The 26,468-nt window shown below is 71.9% G+C and carries 22 protein-coding genes and 1 tRNA gene; 5 read left to right on the forward strand and 18 right to left on the reverse strand.

What is annotated here, in order from left to right; translation table 11 throughout:
* Nucleotides 1–61 precede the first annotated feature (61 nt).
* Both QCD68_RS08285 and mca read right to left on the reverse strand, forming a co-directional pair.
* Entirely contained in the window at nucleotides 62–370 is a 309-nt protein-coding gene (locus tag QCD68_RS08285; RefSeq protein ID WP_253467605.1) for a hypothetical protein, read from the reverse strand.
* Complete coding sequence (gene mca, locus QCD68_RS08290) at nucleotides 367–1,257, reverse strand: mycothiol conjugate amidase Mca (RefSeq protein ID WP_301222672.1); 891 nt, start codon at nucleotides 1,255–1,257, stop codon at nucleotides 367–369. The genes QCD68_RS08285 and mca overlap by 4 nt, the downstream gene beginning before the upstream one ends.
* A 231-nt stretch (nucleotides 1,258–1,488) precedes the next feature.
* Here mca and QCD68_RS08295 point away from each other — a divergent pair, with 231 nt between their 5' ends.
* Together QCD68_RS08295 and greA are read left to right on the forward strand one after the other, a co-directional pair.
* Nucleotides 1,489–1,812, forward strand: a complete 324-nt coding sequence (locus QCD68_RS08295) for a DUF4307 domain-containing protein (RefSeq protein ID WP_181439381.1) — start codon at nucleotides 1,489–1,491, stop codon at nucleotides 1,810–1,812.
* Between the two features lie 102 nt (nucleotides 1,813–1,914).
* On the forward strand, nucleotides 1,915–2,403 hold the full coding sequence (greA, locus tag QCD68_RS08300) for a transcription elongation factor GreA (protein ID WP_221849407.1): 489 nt from the start codon (nucleotides 1,915–1,917) through the stop codon (nucleotides 2,401–2,403).
* A 567-nt stretch (nucleotides 2,404–2,970) separates the two neighbouring features.
* On the opposite strand, the gene QCD68_RS08305 is transcribed toward greA, so the two are convergent.
* The 4 genes from QCD68_RS08305 to QCD68_RS08320 all read right to left on the reverse strand — a co-directional run bounded on the left by QCD68_RS08305 (nucleotide 2,971) and on the right by QCD68_RS08320 (nucleotide 6,826).
* Nucleotides 2,971–3,471, reverse strand: a complete 501-nt coding sequence (locus tag QCD68_RS08305; protein ID WP_301222673.1) for a DUF6611 family protein — start codon at nucleotides 3,469–3,471, stop codon at nucleotides 2,971–2,973.
* Nucleotides 3,468–4,085, reverse strand: coding sequence for a hypothetical protein (locus QCD68_RS08310; protein ID WP_301222674.1), 618 nt, complete (start codon nucleotides 4,083–4,085; stop codon nucleotides 3,468–3,470). Before QCD68_RS08310 ends, QCD68_RS08305 begins: the two co-directional genes overlap by 4 nt.
* Nucleotides 4,086–4,281: 196 nt before the next feature.
* On the reverse strand, nucleotides 4,282–5,526 hold the full coding sequence (ilvA, locus tag QCD68_RS08315) for a threonine ammonia-lyase (RefSeq protein ID WP_301222675.1): 1,245 nt from the start codon (nucleotides 5,524–5,526) through the stop codon (nucleotides 4,282–4,284).
* Nucleotides 5,527–5,572: 46 nt separating this feature from the next.
* A complete protein-coding gene (locus QCD68_RS08320) occupies nucleotides 5,573–6,826 on the reverse strand; it encodes an AI-2E family transporter (protein WP_253467593.1) in 1,254 nt (417 codons plus the stop codon).
* Nucleotides 6,827–6,932: 106 nt separating this feature from the next.
* Here QCD68_RS08320 and QCD68_RS08325 point away from each other — a divergent pair, with 106 nt between their 5' ends.
* Nucleotides 6,933–8,156, forward strand: a complete 1,224-nt coding sequence (locus tag QCD68_RS08325; RefSeq protein ID WP_301222676.1) for a winged helix-turn-helix domain-containing protein — start codon at nucleotides 6,933–6,935, stop codon at nucleotides 8,154–8,156.
* 45 nt (nucleotides 8,157–8,201) lie between these two features.
* On the opposite strand, the gene QCD68_RS08330 is transcribed toward QCD68_RS08325, so the two are convergent.
* On the reverse strand, nucleotides 8,202–8,783 hold the full coding sequence (locus QCD68_RS08330) for a LemA family protein (protein WP_301222677.1): 582 nt from the start codon (nucleotides 8,781–8,783) through the stop codon (nucleotides 8,202–8,204).
* A gap of 282 nt (nucleotides 8,784–9,065) precedes the next feature.
* On the opposite strand from QCD68_RS08330, the gene QCD68_RS08335 reads away from it, so the two are divergent.
* On the forward strand, nucleotides 9,066–11,522 hold the full coding sequence (locus QCD68_RS08335; protein WP_301222678.1) for an Ig-like domain-containing protein: 2,457 nt from the start codon (nucleotides 9,066–9,068) through the stop codon (nucleotides 11,520–11,522).
* Between the two features lie 312 nt (nucleotides 11,523–11,834).
* Here QCD68_RS08335 and QCD68_RS08340 read toward each other — a convergent pair whose 3' ends face one another.
* The 8 genes from QCD68_RS08340 to QCD68_RS08375 form a co-directional block, all read right to left on the reverse strand.
* On the reverse strand, nucleotides 11,835–13,154 hold the full coding sequence (locus QCD68_RS08340; RefSeq protein ID WP_301222679.1) for a threonine/serine exporter family protein: 1,320 nt from the start codon (nucleotides 13,152–13,154) through the stop codon (nucleotides 11,835–11,837).
* 40 nt (nucleotides 13,155–13,194) lie between these two features.
* Nucleotides 13,195–13,268, reverse strand: a tRNA-Leu gene (locus tag QCD68_RS08345).
* A gap of 110 nt (nucleotides 13,269–13,378) precedes the next feature.
* Nucleotides 13,379–14,851 carry an NAD(P)/FAD-dependent oxidoreductase gene (locus QCD68_RS08350; RefSeq protein ID WP_301222680.1) on the reverse strand — a complete coding sequence of 491 codons (1,473 nt, stop codon included), beginning with the start codon at nucleotides 14,849–14,851 and terminating at the stop codon, nucleotides 13,379–13,381.
* Nucleotides 14,852–14,895: 44 nt separating this feature from the next.
* The gene (locus tag QCD68_RS08355; protein ID WP_111076422.1) at nucleotides 14,896–15,444 is read right to left on the reverse strand and encodes a DUF501 domain-containing protein; all 549 of its coding nucleotides are present in this window, start codon (nucleotides 15,442–15,444) and stop codon (nucleotides 14,896–14,898) included.
* A gap of 35 nt (nucleotides 15,445–15,479) precedes the next feature.
* Nucleotides 15,480–16,019, reverse strand: a complete 540-nt coding sequence (locus tag QCD68_RS08360) for an FtsB family cell division protein (protein WP_253467582.1) — start codon at nucleotides 16,017–16,019, stop codon at nucleotides 15,480–15,482.
* Nucleotides 16,020–16,333: 314 nt separating this feature from the next.
* On the reverse strand, nucleotides 16,334–17,617 hold the full coding sequence (gene eno / locus QCD68_RS08365) for a phosphopyruvate hydratase (RefSeq protein ID WP_111076424.1): 1,284 nt from the start codon (nucleotides 17,615–17,617) through the stop codon (nucleotides 16,334–16,336).
* Nucleotides 17,618–17,714: 97 nt separating this feature from the next.
* Entirely contained in the window at nucleotides 17,715–18,959 is a 1,245-nt protein-coding gene (hisS, locus tag QCD68_RS08370; RefSeq protein ID WP_301222681.1) for a histidine--tRNA ligase, read from the reverse strand.
* Between the two features lie 216 nt (nucleotides 18,960–19,175).
* The gene (locus tag QCD68_RS08375; RefSeq protein ID WP_301222682.1) at nucleotides 19,176–20,009 is read right to left on the reverse strand and encodes a MazG family protein; all 834 of its coding nucleotides are present in this window, start codon (nucleotides 20,007–20,009) and stop codon (nucleotides 19,176–19,178) included.
* Nucleotides 20,010–20,199: 190 nt separating this feature from the next.
* Between QCD68_RS08375 and nhaA the strand changes: the two genes are divergently transcribed.
* Complete coding sequence (gene nhaA, locus QCD68_RS08380) at nucleotides 20,200–21,378, forward strand: Na+/H+ antiporter NhaA (RefSeq protein ID WP_301222683.1); 1,179 nt, start codon at nucleotides 20,200–20,202, stop codon at nucleotides 21,376–21,378.
* Nucleotides 21,379–21,467: 89 nt separating this feature from the next.
* On the opposite strand, the gene mfd is transcribed toward nhaA, so the two are convergent.
* The 3 genes from mfd to QCD68_RS08395 form a co-directional block, all read right to left on the reverse strand.
* On the reverse strand, nucleotides 21,468–25,061 hold the full coding sequence (gene mfd, locus QCD68_RS08385; RefSeq protein ID WP_301222684.1) for a transcription-repair coupling factor: 3,594 nt from the start codon (nucleotides 25,059–25,061) through the stop codon (nucleotides 21,468–21,470).
* A gap of 117 nt (nucleotides 25,062–25,178) precedes the next feature.
* Nucleotides 25,179–25,763 (reverse strand): aminoacyl-tRNA hydrolase, encoded by a 585-nt coding sequence (gene pth, locus QCD68_RS08390; protein ID WP_111076429.1) that lies wholly within the window; start codon nucleotides 25,761–25,763, stop codon nucleotides 25,179–25,181.
* 33 nt (nucleotides 25,764–25,796) lie between these two features.
* Nucleotides 25,797–26,429, reverse strand: coding sequence for a 50S ribosomal protein L25/general stress protein Ctc (locus QCD68_RS08395; protein ID WP_111076430.1), 633 nt, complete (start codon nucleotides 26,427–26,429; stop codon nucleotides 25,797–25,799).
* Nucleotides 26,430–26,468: the final 39 nt, after the last annotated feature.

Raw genomic sequence — 26,468 nt, forward strand, 5'->3', positions numbered from 1 at the left:
CCCCACCAGCTGGTGGGGAGCCTCCCGTCCGTCGTGTGGTCGGGTCGACCACCCGGTCGCGTCAGCCGCGCTCGGTGTCGTCGCCGACGTCCGACCGGCCGTCCTCGTCGGCGCGGCGGCGCGGTTCGTCCGTCACCGGGCCGTCGGCGGAGTCGCCGGCCACCTCGGCCTCGAGGCGTTCGCGGATCTCGGCGCGGTAGCGGGTCCGGCGGATGCGTCGGGTCATGTCGACGACGAGCAGGATCGTCACGATCGCGACCAGGGCGATGGCGACGAAGCCGGCGACGCCAGGCGTGACGTCGACGTCGGGGACGCCGCTCGGGCTCGGGCTCGGGGTGGTGGCGGCCAGTACTGCAGCGATGGTGCTCACGCGTGCGCGTCCTCTTCGGATGGGATGCCTGCGAACAGGTCGGACTCGGGGAGCTCGGTGGGGACCCGGGACTCGACGAGCTGGTAGTCCTCGGTGGGCCAGACCTCGGCGAGCAGGTCGTTCGGCCAGTAGAAGAACGGGCTGTCCGGCGGCACCTGGCTGGCGTGCGCACGGAGGGCGTCGTCACGGGCGTCGAAGTACTCGTGCACGTCGACGTGGGACGTGGCGAGGTCCGGCCGGTCCGCGAACCGGGCCACCCACTCGCCGAGCTGCTCGAGCAGGGGGTTCTCCGGCTCGCGCTCGCGCAGGGCGTCGTGGAAGGCGGAGAACCGACGCGGGTTCATCGTGCGCTCGTAGTACAGCTTCGCGACGGACCAGGCCGGGCCGGCTTCCGGGTACTGCTCGGGGTCGGCGGCGGCGTGCCAGGCGGCGACCGAGACCTCGTGCGTCCGGATGTGGTCGGGGTGCGGGTAGCCGCCGTTCTCGTCGTAGGTGACCAGGACGTGCGGACGGAAGCGACGGATCACGCGGACCAGTGCCTCGGTACTGTACTCGAGCGGGACTGTCGAGAAGGTGCCCGGACGGACGGTCTCGCCCTTCTCGGCGTCGGGCAGACCGGAGTCGTGGTAACCGAGCCAGATGTGGTCGATGCCGAGGGCTGCCTGCGCGGCGGCCATCTCGGTGCGTCGGAACCCCGCCATGTCCCGGTGCGCCCGGGCCTTGGCGGTGTCGGAGAGCTGCTCGTTGAGGATGTCCCCCGCTTCACCACCGGTGCACGAGACGACCAGGACCTGGGCGCCGTCGGCCACGTACTTCGCCGCCGTGGCCGCTCCCTTGCTCGACTCGTCGTCGGGGTGGGCGTGCACGGCCAGCAGACGATGGGGCACGGCGATCCTTCACAGCTCACGGACTTGCGGTCGCGGGTGGCGCACGGCGAGCGTGAACTACCCTGGGATCAGGATAATCACCCCGGGAGCCCCGAACTGTCCGATCAGCACCACGCCCCAGCAGGCGGAACCGCACGCGGCACGTCCACCGTCCTCGACGGCCGGACGTCACTCGACGACCGGTACGGACGCAGTGCGGACACCCGGCGCCGCGGCAAGCTGCTGGCCGTCGTGATCGCCGTCGCCATCGCGGTGGTGTTCGCCGTCTGGGTGATCTGGGCGGGCCCCGGTCAGACCACGCACGGGCTCGACACCGACGACGTCGGGTACGAGGTCCTGTCCGACCACAGCGTCGTCGTGCACACCCAGGTCGCCGTCGACCCGGGCACCAGCGTGCAGTGCGCGGTGCAGGCGCTCGACAAGTCGTACACGATCGTCGGCTGGCGGGTCGTGACGCTGCCGGCCGAGGAGCAGCGTGACCGGTCGATCTCCACGCAGGTCAACACGACGACCCGGGCCGTCACCGGGTTGATCCACTCGTGCTGGGTTCCCTAGACTGCTCGGAATCACGGATCGAGACCGGCCGCCGGCCGGTCTCGATTCTTTTGCGCCACACGCTGTGACCGGTCCCGACCGCCACGGCCGAAGGGAAACGACATGAGCAACGACACGCAGGGCACCTGGCTGACCCAGGAGGCGTTCGACCGTCTCACCGCCGAGCTCGAACAGCTCTCCGGCCCGGCCCGCATCGAGATCGCGAGCCGCATCGAGGCTGCCCGTGAAGAGGGCGACCTCAAGGAGAACGGTGGCTACCACGCCGCCAAGGACGAGCAGGGCAAGATCGAGGCCCGCATCCGCGCCCTCACCGAGCTCCTCAAGCACGCCACCGTCACGGAGGCGCAGTTCGACGGCACCGTCGAGCCCGGCACCGTCGTCACCGCCACGATCGCCGGGGACGCGTCGACGTTCCTGGTCGGCAACCGCGAGATCGTCGCCGAGGGCTCGGACCTCACCGTGTACAGCCCGGTCAGCCCGGTGGGTGCCGCGATCGTCGGCCTGCGCGCCGGCGACTCGACGACCTACACGGCGCCGAACGGCAAGGAGATCGCCGTCCAGGTGACGAACGTCGAGCGCTACGAGCCGTAGGCACGAGCCGTAGGGCCTCACATCCAGCCCGGCGTGCGGCGCCTCGCCCACGCCGGGTTGTTGCGCGTTCGGGGTCGTGTGCGCCCGCGCGAGTGGTCACGACACCCCGCTCACCTCCGCCGACTGGTCACGATGTGTCGCTCTCCGCGCTCCAGATCGACGGGACGTGACCAGTCGGCAGCCCGGCTCGGCGAGTCCCCCGCCGGTCGGCGCCCGGGGACTGGGGACCAGGGAGCAGGGACCAGGGACCGGTGACCGGCGACTGTCTGGAGGCTCGACCAGCGTCCGCCAGGTCGGCACGCGGCTCCCGTCCAGACCGCGGGGCCAAGCCGGACCGGCCCTGCCCTGCACCGAGCGGTCACGACGCACCGGGGACAGGCCGCCGACTGGTCACGTTCTGTCGGTCCGAGCTCTGCAGACCGACGGAACCTGACCAGTCGGCAGCGCACGTGCGGCGGGTGCGATGGTCGGCACCGCACGCACGGCGGGTCCGAGAGTCGGCAGCGAACGCGCGGCGGGCGCAACAGTCGGCACCACGGCGGGAGCGCGGGGCTCACAGTCCGTCGCTCACCGCGCGGGCAGGGCGTTCCAGACGTGACCCCAGGCCGCCTCGAACGCGACCGCGTCCACCCTGCCCGCACGCAGCGCGTCCTCGAACGCCGACAACGCGTCGAGGGACACCGCGAACAGGTGCACCTGGCCGTGCACCTCGGGTCGGCCGCTGCCGTGGAACGTCGTCACCGTGAGCGACCGAACGAGCGGACGCAGCCGCCGCGTCATCGACCGCAGCACGAGGAACCCGAGCGCGTACAGGGCGAACCCGACGAGTGCACCGAGGACGGGCGCCGAGGTCCAGGCGACCGTGGCCGCTCCCGCCACCACGACGCCCGCCAGCGGCCACGCGTGCGCGAGGCGCAGCAGCAGCCGTTCGTGTCGGTCGGTGCCGGGCGGGTAGACGACGAGCGTCCGGGTCTCCCACATCGTGCGGCCGACCGGTCGGACGTCGAGTCGACCCCAGCGATGTGGGCCGTCGACGATCCGGGTCCGGACGCCCTCGACGGCCGTCATCGCGACGACCAGGCGGAGACCGGAGCGGAGACCGCAGTGGAGACCGGAGCGGAGACGACGGGCGACACTGTCGACACCGCCGCCGCGACCCCGGTGCCGGCCACGACCTCCTGGCGGGCCACCACGACCTCCCGGTGGGTCAGCGCCCGCCCGCACGGGAAGCACACCAGGTCCCCGACCGCCACATCGGCCGGCACGACGAGCACCGCGGCATCCGCACCCTCACCGTCCGCCAGCGGATCACGCACGACCGCCGTCGCCCGGGGCGCCGTGGTCCGTCGTCCGATCAGCCGCGCCTCGTCGAGCACCGCGCACGCCGGCAGCACCGCGTCGAGTTCCAGCACCAGGCCGCCGTCCGTCCGCCGCACCCCGGTCACGGCGGCGACCGCGACGCTCATCCCGCGCGGTGTCCAGTCCCGCGAGCGGTAGCGGGGCGGTGCCTCTTCCGCCGTGTGCACGCACGGGGTACCGGCGACGTCGGCCAACCGGGCCATCGACACGGCACTGATGCGCACGTCGTCAGTCGTGGGCTCGGTGTGCGCCGGCCAGGCCGACGGGTCGAGCGGGTCGGGGATCGAGGCACGGAGCGACGGGAGGATGGCGGTCAAGGTCATGCCGACGAGCCTCACCCCGGCAGCACCCGTGCGGGGCACTCCTCACGGCTCGCTGACGCCCGGCGCGCGGATCCGTGCGCTGCACTGACACGGCCGACCGGGAGGCGCGTGGTGCGCCCGACGCGCGCCGAACGTCGGAGCCGTGGCGGGCCTCCAGGACGTTCCGGGTGTCCCGGGACCGCGCGCGGAGGGCCCGTCAGTTGATGAGCTGCTCCGGACGGAACCCGGCCTCCTGCAGGCGGGCCATCACCTCGTCGGCGTGGTCGGGGCCGCGCGCCTCGATGGACAGGTCGAGTCCGACCTCGTTGATGACGAGCCCCTGGCCGTGCCGGGTGTGCAGGACCTCCACGACGTTCGCGCCGGCGTCCGAGATGATCTGGGACACGCGGGCGAGCTGCCCGGGACGGTCCGGCAGCATGATCCGGATGCCGATGTAGCGCGACGCGGCGACGAGCCCGCGGGTGATGATGCGCTCCATCATGAGCGGGTCGATGTTCCCGCCGCTGAGCAACACCACGGTCCGCCCGGTGTCGTGCACGGCGCCGGACATGATCGCGGCGACGCCGACCGCGCCCGCTGCCTCGACCACGAGCTTGGCACGCTCGAGCAGCACGAGCAGGGCCCGGGCGGTGTCGTCGTCCGAGACGGTGACGACCTCGTCGACGAGGTCCCGGATGATCGGGAAGTTCATGTCGCCCGGACGCGCGACCGCGATGCCGTCCGAGATCGTCGGCGAGGTCGTGATCGTCAGCGGCTCCCCCGCGGCGATGGACGACGGGTAGGCGGCGGCGTTCTCGGCCTGCACGCCGATGACCCGGATGGTCCGGCCCTGGCGTTCGGCGAGGCCCTTGACGGCGATCGCGATGCCGGAGATGACCCCGCCACCGCCGATCGGGACGACGACCGTGTCGACGTCGGGCACCTGGTCGAGGATCTCGAACCCGAGCGTGCCCTGGCCGGCGATCACGGCGGGGTGGTCGAACGGCGGGATGAAGACGGCTCCGGTGCGGGCCGCGAACTCCTTCGCGGCGGACAGCGCCTCTTCGACGGAGTGGCCACGGAGCACCACGTCGGCGCCGTACCGACGGGTGGCCTGCAGCTTCGGCAGGGCGACTCCGACCGGGGTGAAGATCGTGGCGGGGATGCCGAGCTCACGGGCGGCGAAGGCGACCCCCTGGGCGTGGTTGCCGGCGCTGGCGGCGACGACCCCGGCCTCCCGTTCGGCCTCCGACAGGGTCGACAGCCGGTTGTAGGCGCCGCGGACCTTGTACGCGCCGGTGCGCTGCAGGTTCTCGCACTTCAGGTGCACCGGGGAGCCGAGCAGCCCCTCGAGGAACTTCGACGTCTCCATCGGCGTGACCCGGGCGACGCCGGCGATCGTCTCGCGCGCCGCTTCGATGTCGGCGAGCGTGGGGATCGGCGATGCAGTCGTGTCGGTCACGGTCCCATCATCGTCGGTCGCGGAGCGTCCGGCTGTCACGTGACGCTCAGTTGGTGCTGGCGGTGCCCGGCTCGGCGGCCGGACCGTCGTCGGAGCCCGGCGCCGGGACGTCGTCGCCGACCTGGTGCCGCCGTCGCCGCAGCTGGATGCGCCCGTGTTGGCCGCGCTTCGGGGTGGCCTCGAGGACGTGGTCGGAGTCGAGCCCCCGCCAGCGCCCGCTCGCGATGGTCGTGACCATGGCGTTCAGGGTGGCGATGAGCGGGACGGCGAAGAACGCACCGGAGATGCCGGCGAGACCGGAGGCTGCGGTCACGCCGAGCACGACGGCCAGCGGGTGCACCTTGACCGCGTTGCCCATCACGAGCGGCTGCAGGATGTGGCCCTCGATCTGCTGGACGAGCAGGACGACGCCGAGCACCAGCACGGCGGCGAGCGGCCCGTTGAAGATGAGCGCGACGAAGACGGCCAGGAAGCCCGTGACGATCGCGCCGACGACCGGGATGAACGCGCCGAGGAACACGATCGCGGCGATCGGGATCACCAGGGGCATGCCGCCGAAGAACAGCCCGACGATGAAGGCGCCGAGGCCGATGCCGACCGCGTCGACGAACGCGACGAAGATCTGCACCCGGATGAAGCTCGTCAGGGTGATCCAGCCGGCGACGCCCGCACCGTCGACCGTCGCCCGGGCCTTGCGCGGGAACAGCCGGACCGTCCAGCGCCAGACGTTCTTGCCGTCGATGAGCAGGAAGATCGTGGTGAACAGGATGATGAACAGCGCCTCGAAGACGTGCGTGGCGCTCGACCCGGCGCTCGCGACGCCGGACAGGATCGTGCCCGAGTGGTCCTGCACCCACTTCGTGGCTTCATCGAGCCACTGGTTGACGTCTTTCTGTGAGATCCCGAATCCGGAGTTGAGCACGAACTGTCGGACGTTGCCGTACTGGGACACCGTGCGGTCGCGGAGGGACGGGTACGAGGCGATGATCTGGTCGATCACGAGCCACACCAGGGCGGCTACCGCGGCGAGCCCACCGAGCAGGCTGATGATCACCGCGAGCCACTTCGGGACGTGCCAGCGCTGCAGCCGGTTCGAGATCGGCACGAGCAGCGCGGAGATCACGACGCCGATGAGGAAGGGGACGAGGATCTCGCTGAAGATCGTCATCAGCCAGATGAAGAGGGCGATGACGCCCGCGACGACGAGCACGCGCCACGAGAACGCCCCCGCGATGCGCATGCCGAGCGGTACCGAGTCCTCGACCACGGGGTCGGGATGAGTCTTCTTTCCCCATGCCATTCCGCCACTGTATCCACGCGGAACCGGGGAGGTGCCGGTCGCGGCATGCACGACGTCCGACACGGGGCTGATCCGGGCGTCGGCGGGCCTCGGTAGCGTTCCCGTCATGGTCAGGACCACGCTCTCCGCCGACGAGGCCCGCCGGGTCGCCCTGGCCGCGCAGGGGTTCGGCCGGGCGCCGTCGACCGGTTCGACCGCCCTCGCGCCGACCCGGGCGGTGTCGGCCGGTCTCGCCCGACTCGGGGTGCTGCAGATCGACTCGGTGAACGTCTTCGAGCGCAGCCACTACCTGCCGCTCTTCGCTCGACTGGGCCCCTACGACAAGGGCGCCCTCGACCGGTTGACGCTGACGCAGCGCAGCCCGTGGATCGAGTACTGGGCGCACGAGGCCGCCTTCGTCCCCCGCGACGACCTGCGGCTGTTCCGGTGGCGGATGGACGCGTACCGACAGCGCGACACCACGAACCCGCTGCGCATCGCCGGGGTGGAGCGGACCGCTCGGGTCCGGGCCGAGCTGCTGACCCTGCTCGCCGCCGAGGGGCCGATGCCCGCGAGCGCCGTCGAACACGAGTCGAACGTCCGACGGGGTCCGTGGTGGGGCTGGAGCGACGTGAAGCACGGACTCGAACAGCTCTTCCGCTGGGGCGAGGTCGTCAGTGCCGGACGCGCCGGGTTCGAGCGGGTCTACGCGCTGCCGGACCAGGTGTTGCCGTCGGGGTACTTCGAGGCCGCCCCCGACCGGGCCGACGCCGTGCGGGAGCTCGTCCGCCGTTCGGCCCGTGCCGTCGGTGTCGGCACCCGCGCGGATCTGGCCGACCACCACCGGCTGCGCTCCGACGACACCGCTGCCGCGATCGCCGAGCTGCAGGACGCCGGCGAACTGGTCCCCGTCACGGTGCAGGGCTGGCGTGACCGTGCGTGGATGCACGTCGACGCGCGGGTGCCCCGCCGCGTCGAGGTCGACGCGGTGCTCAGTCCCTTCGACCCCGTGGTGTGGTTCCGTCCCCGGGCCGAGCGGCTGTTCGGCTTCCACTACCGGATCGAGATCTACACACCAGCGCCGAAACGGGTGTTCGGCTACTACGTGCTGCCGGTGCTGCAGGACGACGCCCTGGTCGGCCGGATCGACCTGAAGAGCGACCGGCAGCGCGGTGTGCTGCATGTGCGGACGGCCTGGCACGAACCCGGGGCGTGGATCGACGTCGAGCGGTTGGCACTGCTGCTCCGCCGGACGGCCGCCTGGCAGGGGCTCGACGGGGTCGAGGTCACCGACCGAGGGACCGCGGCGAGTGCCCTGGCCGCGGCGCTCGGAGTGGTGCCGATCGGGTGACCACCGATCGGGTGACTGCCGACCAGCTGACCGCGGGGCGGATCGCTAGAACTGCACCCGCGGCGGTTCGGCGATCGCAGCCGGTTCGGCGGTCTCGAAGAACGGCGCCTGGGCGACACCGCGACGCTTCGCGATGCTCGAGGCCGGGAACGACTGCACCTTCGTGTTGAGCTCGCGGACGCCGCCGTTGTAGTGCCGGCGGGCGGACTGGATCTTGTCCTCGGTGGACACCAACCGCGACTGGAGCTCGAGGAACGACTGGCTGGACTGCAGCTGCGGGTACCCCTCGGCGATGCGGAACACGCCCTTCAACGCCTTCTGCATGTGTCCTTCGGCAGCCGAGGCGGCGACGGCGTCGCGCGCGGCCAGGGTCTCGGCGCGGGCGTCGGTCACGGCCGTGATCGCCGACTTCTCGTGCGCGGCATGACCCTGCACGGTGTCCACGATGGTGGGGATGAGTTCGGCGCGTTCCTGCAGGTGGGCAGCGATCTCGGCCCAGGCGGTGTCGACGCGGTGCTGCAGCGCGGTGAGGGACTTCTGGCTCGACCAGAACCAGATCCCGATCACCACGAGGACGACGACCACAACGCCGATCACGATGAGTGTCGTGACGACTCCGGTGTCCATTCGGGCGTACTCCTTTGCGCGTCGGGCCGCAGTTGCATGCGGACCTCCGCAGCCCGCTGGGTGGGACCTCAGCGGTCCGGATCGATCCTACCGAGCGCCTCTGAGCGCCCTCGCCGAGGACCGATCTTCACGGCCGATTCCCGAGTGATGCACACCCGGTTCGCGGGGCGCATCCGGAACGGACCCGGACAACGACCCGGAACGGCCACGGAGGCGCGGAAGCGGGGCCTTCCTCCGCGCGGGGTGTTGACCGGAGCGCCCGGATCGCGTGGGATGGACAGGATGGACACGGCCGGGGACAACGTGCAGCACCAGGACGTCAGGGGTGACGCCCGTCGTCGACGACCCCGGAGGACCGCGGCACGCCTGCTCGTCGCGACCCTCGGCCTGACGCTCCTGCCCCTGGCGTCCGTCCCCGCCCTCGCCACCACGCTCCCCGGAGCCGAGACGACCACGGGCAGCGGCGCCACCACGGGCTCAGGCACCACGGGCAGCGGCGCCTCCGCCGAAGACGGCTCCGACCCGGGCACCAGCGACGCCGCGAAGCCCGCCCCCGTCTTCTCGAACCCCGTCCCGGCCCCCGCCCCCGGCGCTGAGGACGCCGCGAGCCCCGCCCCGACGACCTCCCCCACCCCGCCCTCCGGCGGTACCCCGACCGCGCCGACGATCGTCGACCCGGGGGACATCACCACCGCCCTCGCCCGCTTCTCCGGACGGGCGACCCCCGGGCACCAGGTGCGGGTCGCCGAACCCGCCGTCCCCTCGGCCTCGGTCTGCCGTGCCCTCACGAGCACCGCCGGCTCGTGGTCCTGCGTCGGGACGGTGCGCTCCGGCCCCGCGCAGGTCTTCACCGTCCTCGACACGACGGCCTCCGCCCTGCCGAGTGCCGACGCCGCTCCGTCGGACGTCATCGTGCCGCCGACCATCGACGCCCGACGACCCACCACGGGGACGGTCACCGGGACGGGCCAGCCCGGAGCCACCGTGACCGTCAGCCGGTCCGGTTCCACCTCGGTGCTCACCGCGGTCGTCACCGCTGCCGGCACGTGGACGGCCCGATGGGGATCCGGGGCGGGTGCCCCGGCCGACGGCACCGTCAGTGTCAGCGCCACCCAGACCGCGAGCACCGCCACCGGGTACCGGTCGGACCTCCGGAGCACCGCCTCCGCCGCGAGGACCCTCGTCGTCGACCGGACCGCGCCCGCTGCGCCTCGGATCACCGCGCCGGCCGGATCCGGCGCCGTCGGTCCTCAGCGCGTGCGCATCGCGGGGACCGCCGAACCACAGACGGTCGTCACCGCGTACGTCGACTCGACCGCGGTGTGCCGGGCGTCGGTCGCTGCGGACGGGACGTGGTCCTGCCGAGGCGCCGACAGCCTCCGCGCCGGGACGCACGAGGTCCGGGCGGTCGCGCAGGACGAAGCGGGCAACACCTCGGCGGCCGCGACCGCCACCACCTTCCGGGTCGCCGGCGACGCCTCCTCGGCTCCGCCGACCAGCACGCCGGGGGCGACCCCTGGCAGCGGAGCCAGCAGCGGCACCCCCGGTGGCGGGACGCACGGCGGTGGGACGCACGGCAGCGGACCCGGCAGCGCCGACGGCACCACCGGCCCGACCAGCGGGTCCGGCACCGGCCCGACCGGCGGCACCGGACCGACGGACGGCACCGGCACGGGCACCAGCGGCGACGGGACCCCCGGCAGTGCACTGCCCGGTGGAGGCCCGAGCAGCCACGCCGGCGGCCCCGACTGGACGGGTCCCGCTGGCGACTGGACCGTCGCGACCGGGTACGACCACGCCGTCCCCACCATCCAGTCCGCGTTCTCGTGGCGCACCCTCACCATCGCCGGCGGGGTCGCCGCCGCGTTCCTCCTGCTCGTCGCCGGCCCGGGGCGGGTCCTCGCCGGTGCCCTGCGCGGACGGATCCCCTTCGGTGCCGCCCGCTTCACCGGCCGGAACCGCACCCGCTCGGAACGCCGCCGCGGTGACGACGCCGTGGCGAGCTGGGTCACCGTCACGATCGGGATCGCCGTCGCCGGTCTGCTCGCCCTCCTCGGCACCGGCATCGCCCTCGAGGCCCGCTACGTCCGTCTCGCGATCGGCGTCGTCGCCGGCGTCGCGGTGCTCAGCGCCGGCGTCGTCCTCGCCACCCGCTGGACCGCGGGCGAGGACCGCCACACCGTCACCTACCGGCTCTCCCCCGGCCTGCTCCTCGCCGCGGTCCTGGCGAGCGGGCTGACCCGTGCCGCCGACCTCTCCCCCGCCCTCGTCGTCGGGGTCCTGCTGGTGCCGGTGGCCCGGACCGACCTCGACACCGCCGCCCTGCACCTCGGCCGGAGCGTCGCCGCCTGCGCGCGGAGCGCCACCTGGCGATCGGTCGCGCTGCTCGTCCTCGCGGTCGTCGGATGGGTCCTGCACAGCGTCACCCCGTCCGTCGGCTTCGCCGGATCGCTCGTCTCCGAGTTCGCCAGCACCCTCTGCGTCGGTGGCCTCGGCTCGCTGGTCGTCACGCTGCTGCCCCTCCGCGGGACGGCGGGCGCCGCACTCGCCTCGGTTTCCAGGCCCCGGTACGCGGCCCTCGCGGCGGTGGGTGTCGGTCTCGCCGCCGCGGTCTACTCCGGTGCGGCCGGCACGCACGTCCCGGTCGCCGCGATGGCGACCGGTGTCGGCGTGGTCCTGGTCGCGGCAGCTGCTGCCTGGGCGTGGCTCCGGTTCGACGGGGCCGCCGTCCGGTCCTGATCCGGGTCCGGTGCGGGCGGTGGTCCGGGCGGTCCAGTCGGCCGGGAGGCTCGACGCAGCCCCGCCACGGGCCTCCCGTCCGTCGTCGGCACCGTCACCGAGGCGTGTCCAGCGACCCGACCGGGCCTCCCGTCCGTCGTCGGCACCGTCACCGATCCGTGTTCGACGACCGGAGGGGGCCCGATTGCGCCGGACCGCCGTCGGCCGGGTCCCGGCCCGGTCGTCAGTGCGTCAGCACGCCGATGCGTTCGCCGTTCAGCGCGTCAACGTGTCTATGCGTCAGTGCGTCAGTACGTCAGTGCGTCGGGGGCGTCAGTGCGTCGGGGCCGAGCGGGCGAAGAGGCCGGGCAGGAGGCCGCCGATCTTCGTGCCGACGCAGAGGCTGATGAACGTCGCGAGCGGCGTCGCGAGGGCCCCGGCATCGAAGGTCGAGAGCGCGACGAGCCCGACCGTGCCCGGGACGAGCAGCAGGAACGCCGGACGGAAGGACACCGTCGCCGGGATGACGGGCACGATCCGCTCCAGTACGCGCGTGGCGACGAAGAGCAGTGCGGCGGCCAGCCCGGTCGCGACGACGCTGCCGCTGAACGGGGTCAGCCACGAGACGACCGCATAGGCGGTGACCATCACGACGACCGAGGCTGCGGTGAGCCGCCAGCCCGAGCCGAAGACCAGGCTGATGCCGGTCGCCAGGACCACGACGGCGACCCACGAGGCCCACAGTGGTGGCACCGCCTCCCACCCGGCGCGGTCCGTGCCGATGCCGGCGACCTCACCGACCAGGGCCGCCGAGGTCGGGTCGACGTGCAGACCCGTGACGGCGCTGCCGGCCGCGATGCCCGCCGCCATGAAGCCGAGCATGATCAGGCCCTGCATCAGTCGCGCCGACCCCGTGACGATGTCGGCCGCGGTGAGCTCGAGCAGGGCGTTGGTGATGAGCGCTCCCGGCACGAACACCGCGACCGGGGCGCAGACGGCGTAGAGGGGGACGTGGTCGAACCCGGTGCCCGCGGCCACGAGCCCGACGACCGCGGTCGCACAGAACGCCGCGAGGAACGGGACGACGGCGATGGCCTCCCGGAAGCGCCGGAGCAGCAGGCCGATCACACCGACGAGGGCGCCGACCGCCAGCGCGACGAGCACCGCCCACCACGGGCAGCGGAACACGACCGCCAGGCCGGCCGACGTCAGCGCGTTGCCGAGCACCCAGGGCAGCGGCGCCGGCGGACGGGTGCCCTGCCGGATGCTGCGGACCCGTGCGGGGATCTCGGCCAGGGCGATCGTGCCCCGTTCGAGTCCGAGGACCAGGCGGTTCGCCCGCGCGGACTGCCGGAACGACAGTTCGATGCCCTCGGCGTTCACGATGGTGGCGGCACCGGTGGCCGCCTCGCTGACGATCACCAGCGCCGGCAGGACGCCGATCGCCAGGCCGTCCACCCCGGCGGCGTCGCGGGTCTTCTCGAGGGCCGAGCGGACGTCGGTGACCGAGCTGCCAGCATCCAGCAGCAGGGCGCCGAGCGTGCCGAGGAGCATGCCGATCGGGACGGTCTCGCCGTCGATGACCTCGACGTGGGCCTCGGGGCGCCGGAGGGCGTCCCGGAGGTTCGTCAGCGCACTCCCGATCCCGACCACAGGGTCAGCGTAACGAGTCCGGGTGCCCGTCCGGTTCTCGTACCCCCGGTGGGACTCGAACCCACAACTCAGCGATTTTAAGTCGCGTGCCTCTACCGATTGGGCCACGGGGGCGCACGACCGCGGCCGGTCGGGCCCGATCAGCCTACCGACGCGGGAGCGGGCGGCCACCCAAGGGGTGACCGCCCGCTCCCGGACGTGCTCGAGCGCTCCGCTCGGACTGCTTACTCGGTCTTCGCCGACTCACCGGCGCCGACGGGCGCGGCTTCCTTCGAGACGTCCTCGGCGGGCGTCGCGTAGGCGGGACCGGCGGCGCCGGCAGGCTGGCCGGAGGCCGGGGACTCCGCTTCCGGAGCGGCCTCGACGGCGGGCTTCGGGCGGGAGGCCCAGGCCTCGAACGCGGCGCGCGGGGTCTCGCGGTCGTCGAGGGACGCGATGTCGCGGCCGAGGAAGAAGTTGCCGACCCAGTCGCCGACGACGCGGATCTTGCGCTCCCACGACGGCATGGCCAGACCGTGGTAGCCGCGGTGGGCGCCCCAGGCCAGGAAGCCCTTCATGGCGAACTTGCCGGACTGGAACACACCGATGCCGAGACCGAGGCCCGCGACGGCGCCGAGGTTCTCGTGCTTGTAGTCGACCGTCGCTTCGCCGCGGATGGTGGCGACGAGGTTCTTGGCGAGCTGCTTGGCCTGACGGACCGCGTGCTGGGCGTTCGGGACGCACATGCCGCCGACGCCACCGCCGGTGAGGTCCGGGACCGCCGCGACGTCACCGCAGGCCCAGGCGTCGGTGACGACGGTGTCCTCGTCTACGATGCGCAGGTCGGGCTGCACGGTGATGCGGCCGCGGGGCTCGAGCGGGAAGTCGGTGCCCTTGACCATCGGGTTCGCCATGACGCCGGCGGTCCAGATGATCAGGTCGGACTCGATGACCTCGATCGACTCGTCCTTGGCCTTGAGCTGGCAGACGCCACCCACGGCCGAGGCCAGCTGCGTCTCGAGGTGCACCGTGGCTCCGCGCTCTGCGAGGTTCTTGAGCACCCAGTGCGAGGTCTCGAGCGAGACCTCGGGCATGATGCGGCCCATGGCCTCGACCAGGTGGAAGTGCGTGTCCTCGAAGGCGATCTGCGGGTAGCTGCTGAGCAGGTCGGACACGAAGGAGCGGAGCTCGGCGAACACCTCGATGCCGGCGAAGCCACCGCCCACGACGACGACCGTGAGCAGACGCTGCCGCTCGGGGCCGGCCGGCATGTTGGCGGCCTTGGCGAAGTTGGTGAGGATCTTGTCGCGGATCGCGGCGGCCTCTTCGATGGTCTTCAGGCCGATGGCCTCGTCCGCGACGCCCGGGATCGGGAACGTGCGGGACACGGCGCCGGCCGTCATGACGATCTGGTCGTAGGACTCTTCCCACGGCTCGCCGAGCTCGGGGGTGATCGTCGCGGTGCGGTTCGCGTGGTCGACCTTGGTGACCTTCGCGGTGACGACGCGCGTCGACTTGAGGTGACGGCGGTGCGAGACCACGGCGTGACGCGGCTCGATGGAGCCGGCGGCGACCTCGGGCAGGAACGGCTGGTACGTCATGTACGGCAGCGGGTCCACCATCACGACGTCGGCTTCGCCCTTGCGAAGGTGCTTCTCGAGCTTCCAGGCGGTGTAGAAGCCGGCGTAACCGCCGCCGACGACGAGGATCTTGGGCACGGTTCGTGTTCTCCTTGGGGTGGGGTGAGCTGCTGGGAGGCTGGTCAGTTCTCGCCGCCACCCGCCCCGACTCCGGCGTCTGCATCCTCATCATATGCCCGGCATTCACACCGGGAGGGCGACCAGTCCGCGCGCTCCAGCGCGAGGTCGCCGATGGGGTTGACTCCGGGGCCGGCGGCGAGGGCGTGACCGACGAGCGCATGCAGGCACTTGACGCGGGTGGGCATGCCGCCCGCGCTGATGCCCACGATCTCCTCGACGTGCTCGATCGACTCGCGGTCGTCGAGGTACGCCTGGTGTGCGCGGCGGTACTGCTCAGCGGTGTCGGGGTCCTCGAGGAGGGCGGCCAGTTCGGGCATGACCTGGTTCGCCTCGAGGGTGCTGACCGCCGCGGTGGCAGCGGGGTGGCACAGGTAGTACAGCGTCGGGAACGGGGTGCCGTTGCCCAGTCGGGGCTTCGTGGACACGACCGTCGGGTTGCCGCAGACGCAGCGCGCCGCGATGCCGATGACGTCACGAGCGGGGCGTCCGAGCTGAGCGGACACCACCCGGACGTCGTGGGCGGTCGGCGGGTCGAACGGAGGGGTCGTCACGGGGACGTGAGCCTACCGGAATCCCGGCGTCGGCCCTACTTCGATGACGAGCCGCTGTCCGTGCTGCCGCTGCGCTCGAGTTCGCTGCGGGTCTCGTCGGACAGGCCCGCCTGCAGCACCGAGGACAGCATCGACTGCACCCAGTCCACCTTCGGGGTCTGCACGCTCGAGCTGACCGGCGTGCCGGAGTCCGTGGTGGGCGCCGGCGTCGCCGTGGTGCCCTTCTCGGCACCCATCACGAGGTAGCTCTCCTCGCCGGGGTACACGTAGAGCAGCCGGTCGCGGGCCTGCGCCTCGATGTAGGCGGGGTCGTCCCAGCGGGCCAGGTCGTGCTTCTTCTGCGCCACGTCGGCCTTCTGCGCGGCCACCTGTCGCTGCATGCCGGTGATCTGCTCCTGCTGCTGCACCAGGGTGCGGAGCGAGGGCGCCAGGACCACGACGAAGAGCACGATGATGGCGAGCATCAGCAGGCTGAAGCCGGAGAAGTGCAGCGAACGGTACCAGGGCTGCTCCGCGGCGGCTCCCTCGGGCATCGCCACGGGGACGCGGCGGACACGGGGCTTCTGGCTGGGCACGTCTCGACGATAACGCGGCGCCGGGGGTCCGCCACCTGCGGCACGCGCGTGTGCCGGACCCTCTCAGGGACGGCAAGCCGGCCTGGAGGCGCGCCACGGGCCTCCAGGCCTGACGGCGCGAAGTCCGCGAGACGCCGCGAAGTTCGCAAGACGCCGCCGGGATCCGCGGCGTCTCACCCGGAGCGCGGCGCCATCCGCAGACGGGGGCGTCTCGGCCGGGAGGCCCGCCGCACCTCCCCGGGTACGCCTCGGCCCGTGGACACGGCAGAACGCCGCCCTCCCCAGTGGGGAGGACGGCGTTCCGAGGGTGCTGGTTACAGCGAGGCCGATCGCGGGAACGCCGAGCGGCCGGCGTAGACCGCGGCGTCGCCGAGCTCTTCCTCGATGCGGAGGAGCTGGTTGTACTTCGCGACACGGTCCGAGCGGGCCGGCGCACCGGTCTTGATCTGGCCGCCGTCGACCGCGACCGCGATGTCGGCGATGGTGGTGTCCTCGGTCTCACCGGAGCGGTGGGAGAGGATCGCCGTCATGCCGTGGCGCTGGGCGAGCGAGACCGCGTCGAGGGTCTCGGTCAGCGTGCCGATCTGGTTCACCTTGACCAGGATCGAGTTGCCGGCCTTCTCGTCGATGCCGCGCTGCAGGCGCTTCGGGTTCGTGACGTAGAGGTCGTCGCCGACGATCTGCAGCTTCGAGCCGAGCTCGGCGGTCAGGTGGGTCCAGCCCTCCCAGTCGTCCTCGGCCAGCGGGTCCTCGATCGTGGCGAGCGGGTAGTCGCGCGCCAGGTCGACGAAGTACTGGGTGAACTCCTGGCTGGAGAGCTGCTTGCCCTCGAACGCGTACTTGCCGTCGTGGAAGAACTCGGTGCTGGCGACGTCGAGGCCCAGCGCGATGTCCTTGCCCGGGGTGAAGCCGGCCTTCTCGATGGCGGCGAGCAGGAAGTCGAGCGCTGCACGGTTCGAGGCGAGCTCCGGAGCGAAGCCGCCCTCGTCGCCGAGGCCGGTCGCCAGACCCTGCTTCTTCAGCTCGCCCTTGAGCGCGTGGTAGGTCTCGACGCCCCAGCGGAGCGCTTCCGAGAAGGACTCGGCGCCGTAGGGCACCAGGAAGAACTCCTGGATGTCGACGTTGGTGTCCGCGTGGGCACCGCCGTTGACGACGTTCATGAGCGGGACCGGCAGCGTGTGCGCGTTCGGGCCACCGAGGTAGCGGAACAGCGGCAGGTCGACCGAGTCGGCCGCGGCACGGGCGACGGCGAGCGAGGCGCCGAGGATCGCGTTCGCGCCGAGGCGGGACTTGTTCTCGGTGCCGTCGAGCTCGATGAGCGCGGCGTCGACGAGGCGCTGGTCGGTGGCGTCGAAGCCCTCGAGCGCCGGGCCGATCTCGTCGAGCACGGCCTCGACGGCCTTGAGGACGCCCTTGCCGCCGTAGCGCGAGTCGTCGCCGTCACGCAGTTCGTACGCTTCGAAGGCGCCGGTGGAGGCACCGGAGGGAACGAGCGCGCGCGAGACGACGCCGTCATCCAGGAGGACCTCGACCTCGACCGTCGGGTTGCCTCGGGAATCGAGGACTTCGCGTGCGCCTACGGCATCGATCACTGCCACTGGGTACTCCCTGTCGTTGGGTTGTTGTGGTTCACGGTCGATCCTAGCGACGCCGGTCATTGCCGACGGCGGCCTGTGGATGACCGGTGGGCGTCGATCAGGCGAGCGGCCGGAACACGACGCCGTCGAGCGTCGTCGTGTCGGAGTCCACCGTCGCGAACGACCCGAAGCCCTGCTCCACCAGGCCGGCGAGCAGGTTCTTCATGTTCTTCGTGCGCTTCTCGAGGCGCACCCGGTGGTGCGACCCGAGGGCTTCGGTCTTGAGGGCGGCGAGGCGCACCGGGTCGATGTACTTGTCGTACACGAGCACGACGGCGTCGTCCGCGTCGGCGTCCGGCAACGTGACCAGGTCGACGAGCCGCTCGAACCCGAGCGAGAACCCGACCGCCGGCACGTCCTGGCCGAGGAAGCGGCCGATCATGCCGTCGTAGCGCCCGCCGCCGCCCAGGCTGTAGCCGAAGTCCGGGTGGGCGACCTCGAAGATCGTCCCGGTGTAGTACCCCATGCCGCGCACGAGCGTCGGGTCGAAGCGCAGGTCGACGCCCGGCAGCGCGGCCCGCAGTCGCTCGAGGTCCGCGAAGGCCTCGGCGTCCAGCCACGCGGCGCCGCGGACGCTGTCCCAGTCGGCGGACTCGAGCGCGCGGATCGTGTCGGCGAGCCCGGCGCCGTCTATCTCCAGCGTCTCGCCCAGCTCCTTCGCGACGCCGTCCGGTCCGATCTTGTCGAGCTTGTCGACCGTGATGAGCGCGCGGTCGGCGGCCGTCTGCTCGGCGATCCCCCACGAGGCGAGGAGCGCGAGCAGGATCCGGCGGTCGTTGATGCGGATCGACGTGCCGGCGATGCCCAGGGCGTCGAGCGCTGCCGTGGTCGCACGGATCAGTTCGATCTCGGCCAGCTGCCCGGGCTCGCCGAGGATGTCGATGTCGCACTGCACGAACTGGCGGTAGCGGCCCTTCTGCGGTCGCTCGGCACGCCAGACCGGCGCGATCTGCACGGCGCGGAAGACGGTGGGCAGCTCGGCGCGGTGGGACGCGTAGAAGCGGGCGAGCGGGACGGTCAGGTCGAACCGGAGGCCGAGGTCGGCGAGCTCGAGGGGCGCCTCGGCCCGGTGCAGGTCCTCCGCGCTCAGGCCGCGCTTCATGACCGCGAACGCGAGCTTCTCGTTGTCGCCGCCGAGTCCGGAGTGCAGGCGCGCGGCGTCCTCGAGCACGGGGGTCTCGATCTCGTCGAACCCGTGGCGTGCGTAGACGCCCCGGATGACGCCGAGCACGTGCTCGCGCCGCGCCTTGTCGGCCGGGAGGTGGTCTCGCATGCCCCGGGGGGCCGTCACGGTCGTCGCCATGTCGTCGATTCTCGCAGAGCACCGGGGCTGGTTGCAGACCGTTGGTGTCCGCTGATATGCTTCATCCAGAACCTCGGCCGGTGGGTGCCTGATCCACGCATCGGTCGTCAGCGAGGGCAAGTGCTGCAAACGCCCACGCGGTTCGAGCGGGATCCCCTGACGACGTTGCTCCCTGGTGGCGTCTTCTCCCGCTCGCGGGCGTCCTCCTTTTTCGGGTTAGGAGGACGCCCGCTCTTCGTCTCCGTGCAGCCGCTCCGCTGCGAGGTCCGGTGCCGCCGCCGGGTCCGGTGCCGCCGCCGGGTCCGGTGCCGCCGCCGGGTCCAGCTCCGCCGCCGGGTCCAGCTCCGCCTGGCGAGCTGCCGCCTCCAGCAGCGTCACCGCCGCGCGCAGGCTGGCTACCGGGTCGATCCCCTGCTCGTGCACCACCGCCACCTCGGCGAGCATCCCCGCTCCCCAGGCGACGTCGACACGGCTGCCGAACGGCTGCTGGACCGCCTCGTCCACGGCCAGACCAGCGGTCCCGACGTCCACCCCGACCTGCTCCACGACGCTGCCGTCCGCGACCGAGGCGACCGCCGCGTGCAGGTCCCCACGCTCCTCCAGTCGTTCGAACAGCTTCACCGCACGCTCGAGCGGCGGCATCGCCCGCGGCACGCCGGCGTACACGCTGCTGCGCCCCGCCTTCTCGGCGGCCTTCGCGGCACGCCAGACCCGGACGACGTCCTCGACGGTGTGCGCTTCCTCGTCCCCGAAGACGTGCGGGTGGCGGCGCTGCATCTTCTCGCGGACACCGTCGGCGACGTCGTCCAGGTCGAACCGCCCCTGGTGCGCGGCGATCCCGGCGTGCAACACCACCTGGTACAGCACGTCGCCGAGTTCTTCGCGCAGTTCGTCGGTGTCGTCGCCGTCGATGGCGTCGACCAGTTCGTAGGTCTCCTCGACGGCGTAGCGGGCGAGGCTCGCATGGGTCTGCTCGCGGTTCCAGACGCATCCGTGCTCGGGGTCGAGCAGGCGGTCCACGACGGCGACGAGTTCGTCAACGGAGGTCATGCCGCCATGCTGCCACCGCCGGCTCCGCATCGATCGGACCCGTCGGCGCCGGTCGCACCCGTCGGACGCCGATCGGACAGCGGCCGCAGCCGCAGCCGCAGCCGCAGCCGCAGCCGGTACGATGGTCGAGGCGTGTCGGGAAGTCTGGTCGACGATCCGTTCCCCGTTCCCGAATCGCCTCCGGAGTCGCATGCCCTCCTTCGTCCGTTCCCCTCGGTTCAGCGCCATCGCGCTGCTGTCCGCCGCCGTCCTCGGCCTGGTCATCGCGAACACCGCGCTCGGCCCGGGCCTCGAGCGTGGCCTCGACTGGCACACCCCGTGGGGAGCGCTCGGGCTGGACCTGTCGATCGCGCACTGGGTGAGCGACGGCCTGCTGGCGGTGTTCTTCCTGCTCGTCGCGGTGGAGCTGAAGCACGAACTCGTCGCCGGCGAACTCGCGAACCCCAAGACCGCCGTGGTCCCCGCCATCGCAGCGGTCGGCGGTGTGCTCGTCCCAGCGCTGGTCTACCTGCTCGTCACCTCCGGCACCCCGTACACGCACGGCTGGCCGATCCCGACGGCGACGGACATCGCGTTCGCACTCGGAGTCCTGGCGATGTTCGGTCGCGGCCTGCCCTCCACGATCCGGGTGTTCCTGCTGGCCCTGGCCGTCCTCGACGACCTCATCGCGATCGTCATCATCGCGGTGGTCTTCGCGCACGGCACCGACTTCCTGGCGCTCGGCGGCGCCGCGGTCCTGCTCGTGGTCTTCGCGGTCCTCGGCCGACGGCTGCGCCCCGGCAGCCGGGCGCAGCCGTTCCTCATCGTCGCGATGGTCGTCATCGGCCTGGTCACGTGGTGGCTCGTGTACCACTCGGGGGTGCACGCGACGATCGCCGGTGTCGCGCTCGGCCTGGTGCTCCCCCGCCGTCCGGGCGGCACGCTCCACGAGCAGGTCGAGCCGTACTCGAACGCCATCGTCCTGCCGGTCTTCGCCTTCGTCTCCGCCGCGGTCGTCATCCCCGCGGTCGGGATCGCTGAGCTCTCGCCGACGTTCTGGGGCGTCGTCCTCGCGCTGCCGGTCGGCAAGGTCATCGGCATCACCCTGTTCGGCACGATCGCGGGTCGACTGTTCCGCGGACCCGGTCGGTCGACCCTGTCGTTCGGTTCGGTGATGACCGTCGGAGTGCTCGGCGGCATCGGGTTCACCGTGTCGCTGCTCATGAACGAGCTGGCGTTCGCCGCGAACGAGGAGATCGTCGACGAGGGCGTCCTCGCCGTGCTCGTCGGCTCCGGCATGGCGATGGTCGCCTCCGCGGTCGTCGTGTCGGTCCGCGCCCGCCGCTACCGGCAGCGTCGCGAGCTCTCCGAAGCCGAGGCGACCGAGTAGCGACCACCTGACGGACGGGAGGCCCGTGGCGGATCCGCCACGGGCCTCCCGTCCGTCAGGTGCGAGCGACGATCACGTCGGGTCGCCGGTCAGACCGTCGACGCCTCTTCGCGCGCCGGAGCGCCGTAGACGGCGGTGAGGATGGTCTCCACCCAGCCGATGAGCGCGTCGTCGGGCAGGGTCTCGCCGTGCGGCTTCGGCACCGGGATGCTCGCCGCGTCCTGCTGCGGGAACCAGCGCGCCCCCGGGAACATCCGCTTCAGCCGGACCTGCGCCGAATCGGCCAGTTCCTTGCCGGCGACCCGGAGGTTCGACCCCATCACGACGACGTCGGACAGGCCGACCTGCTGCGCCATCCGGCGGAGACGGGAGACCTCGATGAGGGTGAGGACCGCCTGCGGCGGGGTGCCGTAGCGGTCGGTGAGCTCGTCGAGGACCATGTCGATCGCCTCGGCCTGCGCGGCCGGGGCCGAGGCGGCGGAGAGCTTCTGGTACGCCTCGAGGCGCAGCCGCTCGGACTCGACGTAGTCGTCCGGGATGTGCGCGTCGACGGGGATCTCGAGCCGGAGTTCGGTCTGCCCCTCGGCGACGTCACCGCGGAACTGCGACACCGCCTCACCGATCATGCGGAGGTACAGGTCGAAGCCGACGCCCGCGATGTGGCCGGACTGCTCGCCACCGAGCAGGTTGCCCGCGCCGCGGATCTCGAGGTCCTTCATCGCGACCTGCATGCCGGCGCCCAGTTCGTTGTTCGCGGCGATCGTCTCGAGGCGGTCCTGCGCGGTCTCGGACAACGGCTTCTCGGCGTCGTAGAGGAAGTACGCGTAGCCGCGCTCCCGGCCACGACCGACCCGGCCGCGCAGCTGGTGCAGCTGCGACAGCCCGTACTTGTCGGCCTTGTCGATGATCAGCGTGTTCGCGTTCGCGATGTCCAGGCCGGTCTCGATGATCGTCGTCGACACCAGGACGTCGAACCGACGCTCCCAGAAGTCGACCATGACCTGCTCGAGCGTGCCCTCCGCCATCTGCCCGTGCGCGACGCCGATGCGGGCGTCCGGCACGATCTCGGCCAGGTGCGAGGCGACCGACTGGATGTCCTTGACGCGGTTGTGCACGTAGAACACCTGCCCCTCGCGGAGCATCTCGCGCTTGATCGCCGCGGCCACCTGCAGGTCGGACTGCGGCCCGACGAAGGTGAGGATCGGGTGCCGGTCCTCCGGCGGGGTCGCCAGGGTCGACATCTCGCGGATGCCGGTGACCGCCATCTCGAGCGAGCGCGGGATCGGCGTCGCGGACATCGCCAGGACGTCGACGTTGGTCTTGAGCTTCTTCAGCTGGTCCTTGTGCTCGACGCCGAACCGCTGCTCCTCGTCGATGATGACGAGTCCGACGTCCTTGAACTGCACGTTCTGCGACAGGATCCGGTGCGTGCCGATGACGATGTCGACCGTGCCGTCGGCGAGGCCCGCGAGCGTCTCCTTCGACTCCTTCTCGGTCTGGAACCGGCTGAGGGCGCGGAGGTTCACCGGGAACCCGGCGAACCGCTCCTGGAACGTCTCCATGTGCTGACGGACCAGCAGTGTGGTCGGCACGAGGACCGCGACCTGCTTGCCGTCCTGCACGGCCTTGAACGCCGCACGGATCGCGACCTCGGTCTTGCCGTAGCCGACGTCGCCGGAGAGCAGCCGGTCCATCGGGATCGGGCTCTCCATGTCGCGCTTGATCTCGTCGATGGTGGTCAGCTGGTCGGCGGTCTCCGCGAACGGGAACGCCTCTTCCAGCTCGCGCTGCCACGGGGTGTCCGGGCCGAACGCATGCCCCTTCGACGCCATCCGCGCCGAGTACAGCTTCACCAGGTCGACGGCGATGTCGCGGACGGCCTTGCGCGCCTTGGACTTCGCCGCGGACCAGTCCGAGCCGCCCATCTTCGACAGGGTCGGGTTCTCGCCACCGACGTACCGCGACAGCTGGTCGAGCTGGTCGGTCGGCACGGACAGCTTGTCGCCCGGGTAGTTCCGCTTCGACGGCGCGTACTCGAGCACCAGGTACTCACGCTGCTGCTTCACGGCGTTCCGGCCGCCGCTCGAGACCTCGCGACTGACGAGCTCGACGAACTTGCCGATGCCGTGGGTCGCGTGCACGACGACGTCGCCCGGCTTGAGCTGCAGCGGGTCGACGACGTTCTTCCGGCGGCTCGCCAGCTTCTTGACCGTCCGGGCGCCCTGCTGGACGCTCCGGCCGTAGAACTCGGCCTCGCTGAAGAGCGCGATGCGCGGGTCGGCGACGGCGAACCCGTGCTCGACGCTGGCGGTCGTGACGATGGCGACACCCGGTTCGGGAGGCCCGTCCAACGCCCCGGCGCGCGCGGCCACCCCGGCGTCGGCCAGCACCTGCACCGCTCGCTCGACGAGCCCCTGGCCCTGCGCGGTCACCACGACGGCCCACTGGTCGGCGGTGAGCTCCTTGACGTGGGCGACCGCTCCGTCGGCGCTGCCCGCGAAGCTCGGGATCGACTCGCCCGGCACGCGGATGTACTCCCCCGCCTCGGCCACGGCGTCGGAGTCGGTGATCGGCTCGTCGGCACCGGAGTCGAACGGCGACACCGTCCACCACGTGCGCTGCCCGCGGGTGTTCTTGAGCTGCTGCACCGTCTTGAAGTTGCCGGCGTCGAGGTCGATCGGCGCCTGCGCTCCGGCGACCGCGGCGCTCCAGGCGGCCTGCAGGAACTCCTGGTTGGTCTCGGCCAGGCTGTGCGCGCGACCGCTGACCCGCTCGGGCGAGAACACCGCGATCGTCGCTGCCTCGGGCAGGTAGTCGGTGACCGGGACGAGCTTCCGGACGAGTGCGGGTGCGAGGGACTCCATGCCCTCGACCGGGATCCCCTCGGCGACCTTGGCCAGCATCTGGGACAGGTTCGGGAACTCGTGCAGCATCTCGCGCGCCCGCTGCCGGACATCGTCGCTGAGGAGCAGTTCGCGGGAGGCCGTCAGCTCGACCGAGCCCAGGTCGTCCTCCGTCGAACGCTGGTCGGCGACAGAGAACGCCTTGACGCCGTCGATCTCGTCGCCGAAGAAGTCGACGCGGACCGGGTGGTCGGCGGTCGGCGGGAAGACGTCGAGGATGCCACCGCGGACGGCGAACTCGCCACGACGGGTGACCAGGTCGACGCGGGCGTAGGCCAGGTCGACGAGCTGGGAGGCGAGCCGGCTGAGGTCGTTGCCGCGTGACCCGGTGTGCAGCACGACCGGGGCGAGCTCGGTGAGGTTGTCGGCGATCGGCTGCAGGGCGGCACGGACGCTGGCCACGACGACGGTCGTGCGGCGCTCGTCGGCCGGGGTGTCCCGCCACCGCTGCAGCGCGCGGAGTGTGGCGATGCGGGTGCCGACCGTCTGCGGGCTCGGGCTGAGGCGCTCGTGCGGCAGGGTCTCCCACGCCGGGAACTCGAGCACGTCGGCGTCCGGGATCGTGCAGCTCAGGGCGTCACGGACCGCCTCGGCTTCACGGCCGGTGGCGGTGATGACGAAGGCGCACTGCGGGCCGGTCCGGGCGGCCAGGAGCGCGGCGAACAGCGGTACGCGGAGCCCGTCGACGACCGAGAAGTCGGCGTCACGAGGAGCGGCACGGAGCGCACGATCGAAGGAGGAGGCGCGCGAGAGCGCAGGGATGAGGCCCGAGATCGTCACTCACACGATGGTACCGGCGGCCCCCGACAGCGGTTGCCCGGTGCGCGACGGGCGAACAGGAGGCGCGTGGCGGGGCCGCAACGGGCCTCCCGTCCGGTCCCGTGTCAGGACCTGCGGTCAGGCGGGCGCGTGGAAACGCTGCTGCGCGGCGAGCAGGCCATCGGTCACGATCGCCTCGACTGCGTCGGCGGCGTCGGCCAGCAGGTTCGGCAGGAGCTTCTTCTCGGCTGCGGCGAAGTCCCGCAGCACGTAGTCGGCCGGGTCCTGGCGGCCGGGCGGGCGGCCGATACCGACCCGCACCCGGGCGAACTCGTTCGTGTTCGTCGCCTTGATGACGTCGCGGATGCCGTTGTGCCCGCCGTGCCCGCCGTTGCCCTTGAGGCGCACGGTGTCGAACGGCAGGTCGAGCTCGTCGTGGACCAGGATCAGGTCCTCCGGCGACGCGGAGTAGAACCCGAGGACGGCCGAGACCGGTCCCCCGGAGGTGTTCATGAACGACCCGGGCTTCGCGAGGACGAGCTTCGGGCCACCCGGCACCAGGCGCCCCTCGGCGACCTGGTTCGGGGTCTTGTGCTTCTTGAACGTGGCACCCATGCGGGCGGCCAGTTCGTCGAGGACCATCTGGCCGACGTTGTGGCGGTTGCCCGAGTAGTCGGGCCCGGGGTTCCCGAGCCCGACCACGACGAACGAACGATCTGCCATCAGCGTCGACCAGATGCCTCTTCGGGGTGTTGCTTACTCGGAGTCGACCGGGGCGGAGCCGCCCTCGGCACCGGCTTCGGCGCCGGCCTCGGCGGAGGCCTCGTCAGCGGCCTCGTCGTCAGCGGTGCCACGCGGGGTGACGATCTGCACGACGAGTGCCTCCGGGTCGGTCTCGAGCTCGGCGCCCTCGGGGAGGGTCAGCTCGGAGGCGACGATCTGCTTGCCGTCCTCGAGGCCCTCGACGTCGACGACGACGTGCTCGGGGATGTCCGTCGCCAGCACGAGCAGCGAGACGGTGTTGAGGTCCTGCACGTGGATGGTGCCGGAGAAGGACTCGCCCTCGACGACCACGGGGACGTCGACGGTGACCTTCTCGCCACGGCGGAGGACGACGAGGTCGATGTGCTCGATGATCTGGCGCACCGGGTCACGCTGGACGTCCTTGACGAGGGCGAGCTGGGCCGCACCCTCGATGTCGAGGTCGACGACCGCGTTGGCGGTACGGACGAGCAGCATGGTCTCGTGGCCCGGCAGGCTGATGTGCTTCGGCTCGGTGCCGTGGCCGTAGACGACGGCGGGGATCTTGTCGGCAGCGCGGAGCTTGCGCGCCGCACCCTTGCCGAACTTGGTGCGGACTTCCGCCGCGAGCTTGGTGTAGTCAGCCATGATGCCTCCTGGTGTCGGGGACGACGCCGGAGTGCCGGC

Origin of the sequence: Curtobacterium sp. PsM8 (assembly GCF_030433875.1) — a bacterium.
Taxonomy (GTDB): Bacteria; Actinomycetota; Actinomycetes; order Actinomycetales; family Microbacteriaceae; genus Curtobacterium.

Coding starts and splice junctions, on each gene's coding strand:
- QCD68_RS08310 (WP_301222674.1), bottom strand. CDS start 4,085: ATGACCTTGACCGCCATCCTCCCGTCGCTCCGTGCCTCGATCCCCGAC.
- QCD68_RS08375 (WP_301222682.1), bottom strand. CDS start 20,009: ATGACCTCCGTTGACGAACTCGTCGCCGTCGTGGACCGCCTGCTCGAC.
- QCD68_RS08335 (WP_301222678.1), top strand. CDS start 9,066: ATGGACACGGCCGGGGACAACGTGCAGCACCAGGACGTCAGGGGTGAC.
- greA (WP_221849407.1), top strand. CDS start 1,915: ATGAGCAACGACACGCAGGGCACCTGGCTGACCCAGGAGGCGTTCGAC.
- hisS (WP_301222681.1), bottom strand. CDS start 18,959: ATGGCGACGACCGTGACGGCCCCCCGGGGCATGCGAGACCACCTCCCG.
- QCD68_RS08330 (WP_301222677.1), bottom strand. CDS start 8,783: ATGGACACCGGAGTCGTCACGACACTCATCGTGATCGGCGTTGTGGTC.
- nhaA (WP_301222683.1), top strand. CDS start 20,200: ATGCCCTCCTTCGTCCGTTCCCCTCGGTTCAGCGCCATCGCGCTGCTG.
- QCD68_RS08305 (WP_301222673.1), bottom strand. CDS start 3,471: ATGACGGCCGTCGAGGGCGTCCGGACCCGGATCGTCGACGGCCCACAT.
- pth (WP_111076429.1), bottom strand. CDS start 25,763: ATGGCAGATCGTTCGTTCGTCGTGGTCGGGCTCGGGAACCCCGGGCCC.
- QCD68_RS08320 (WP_253467593.1), bottom strand. CDS start 6,826: ATGGCATGGGGAAAGAAGACTCATCCCGACCCCGTGGTCGAGGACTCG.
- QCD68_RS08325 (WP_301222676.1), top strand. CDS start 6,933: ATGGTCAGGACCACGCTCTCCGCCGACGAGGCCCGCCGGGTCGCCCTG.
- QCD68_RS08395 (WP_111076430.1), bottom strand. CDS start 26,429: ATGGCTGACTACACCAAGCTCGCGGCGGAAGTCCGCACCAAGTTCGGC.